Source organism: Streptomyces sp. NPDC001617 (genome assembly GCF_053596855.1).
This window is the reverse complement of the sequence record NZ_JBSFHA010000206.1, coordinates 1-1,583: the sequence shown is the minus strand read 5'-3', so window position 1 is coordinate 1,583 and position 1,583 is coordinate 1. Positions and strand designations below refer to the sequence as shown.

Here is a 1,583-nt window from a genome sequence, read left to right as displayed (position 1 = left end):
GCGGGGCATCAGCCCTATTGCCTTGTCTGGCCGTGACCTGGGATTTCTTGCGGATCGGGCGGGGTCTTCGGGCCTCGCCCTTTTTGGTGCCGGGGTGGGGCCGTCAGGCGGCCAGGGCACAGTCTGGGCACATGGGTTGTGATCAAGGCACTGACCTGGGCGGGGAACATTCCCCGCAACTGATGCTCGGCCCGTGCCGGTACTGCGCGTGCCTCGACTGAGGCCGGTGACGCGTTGTGCATTCAACATTGCCCATCGTCAGGGGCATGCGCCAGAATCGTCGGGCACTTGGCAAACCTCGCGCCACACATGATCCCGCAGGCTTCCGCGAACTGCTTGGGTGCCCGCTCTACGGGCAGCGTTGGCGGCGAGTGAGTTCCGTTGCGGGAAGGACACTGCTGTGGAGAGCGCCGCTGGTAGCGGGAAGCCGGGCGCCTTACGCGCTCCGCCATGCCGAGGATGCTGGAGAGGACGTCGAAGATGCCCTCGATCGTTGATACCTCCAGTTCGACGTCCCGGAGCGTGCGAATCCAACCCTGAATGATCGAGGGCTGGTTGAGGGACCGCAGCTCACGTCCGCCGAGGTGCTCAACGATGTGGTTGCGGACCGTCGCCTCGTAGCGGAGTGCGGCCGTCGGGCCGACGGAGTTCGCGTCGAGCCACTTCTGCGCGTAAGCACCGAGCGTCTGCTTCGTCTCGGCCGGGACGACGTAGGAGCCACGCCGGATCTCGACGTCGACGTCGTCGGCGCGGTTGTCCGCCTCGGCCTTCGTGTGGAAGTTCTCCTTGCGCTGATGGCCATCCAGGTCGCGGTAACGGACCTGCCAGCGCTTGCCGATGCCAAGGTCGGCGGTGGGGACCATCCGCTTCGTACGGCTCTTGTGTTCGCCGCACTCGGCCTCGGCGGGCTTGGGGTGGGACCTGTGCCAGCGGTCGTACACGTCAGCCAAGAAGGGCCTCCTGGATGGGGTTGTGAGTGTCGCGGTGGCCTGTGGTGTGGGGATCGGTATCGCCACACCTGCCAGTGCCCAGACGTTCGGCTCGTACAAGACCGAGGCGCAGTGCCTCGCGGCGAAGGCCGCGAGGGGCGGGAGGGGCGGGAGGGGCCTCGCCTGCACCTACATCGCCGAGACCGGATCAACGGCGTCGTGGGTGCTGTCCGGCAACCTCGGCGGCGGCTGATCACACCGCTCGAAGTCCGACGGAAGAGTCCCTGCCCGACACGATCAGGCCGAGGCTGCCAGGTCATGTCGTTGACCGCCGTTTCCTTGACCGCCGTCGACCGTCAAGGCTTCGATCGTGTGCCGGGTCCGTGACATCGTTCAAGGTCAAGTGGACTCGGAAGCTGACCTTCGTGACGGCCTCCTGGGCCGCGTTCATAGGCGAGTTGAAGCGCGGCCACCGCAACTGAGCGTTCCGGGAACCGGTCTTCGGCCGTGATCCCGCGTCACCGGGCCCTTGCCCACGAGGGTCCGGTGCGCCACGGCGCCCCGTTATGTTTTTTGCGGTCCTGCAAGAGGGCCGCTGGCCTCCGGGCCCGGCATGACTGTTGCCCCCTGTCGAACGGATGACCTGGGGGGTGG

At 66.7% G+C, this 1,583-nt stretch carries 1 protein-coding gene and 1 pseudogene; one reads left to right on the top strand and one right to left on the bottom strand.

Going from position 1 to position 1,583, the window contains the following annotated elements; translation table 11 throughout:
• Positions 1–446: 446 nt before the first annotated feature.
• Positions 447–941, bottom strand: a pseudogene (locus ACWC09_RS52600) (tyrosine-type recombinase/integrase); the annotation flags it as partial.
• 31 nt (positions 942–972) lie between these two features.
• On the opposite strand from ACWC09_RS52600, the gene ACWC09_RS52595 reads away from it, so the two are divergent.
• Positions 973–1,182 (top strand): hypothetical protein, encoded by a 210-nt coding sequence (locus ACWC09_RS52595; protein ID WP_450859424.1) that lies wholly within the window; start codon positions 973–975, stop codon positions 1,180–1,182.
• Positions 1,183–1,583: the final 401 nt, after the last annotated feature.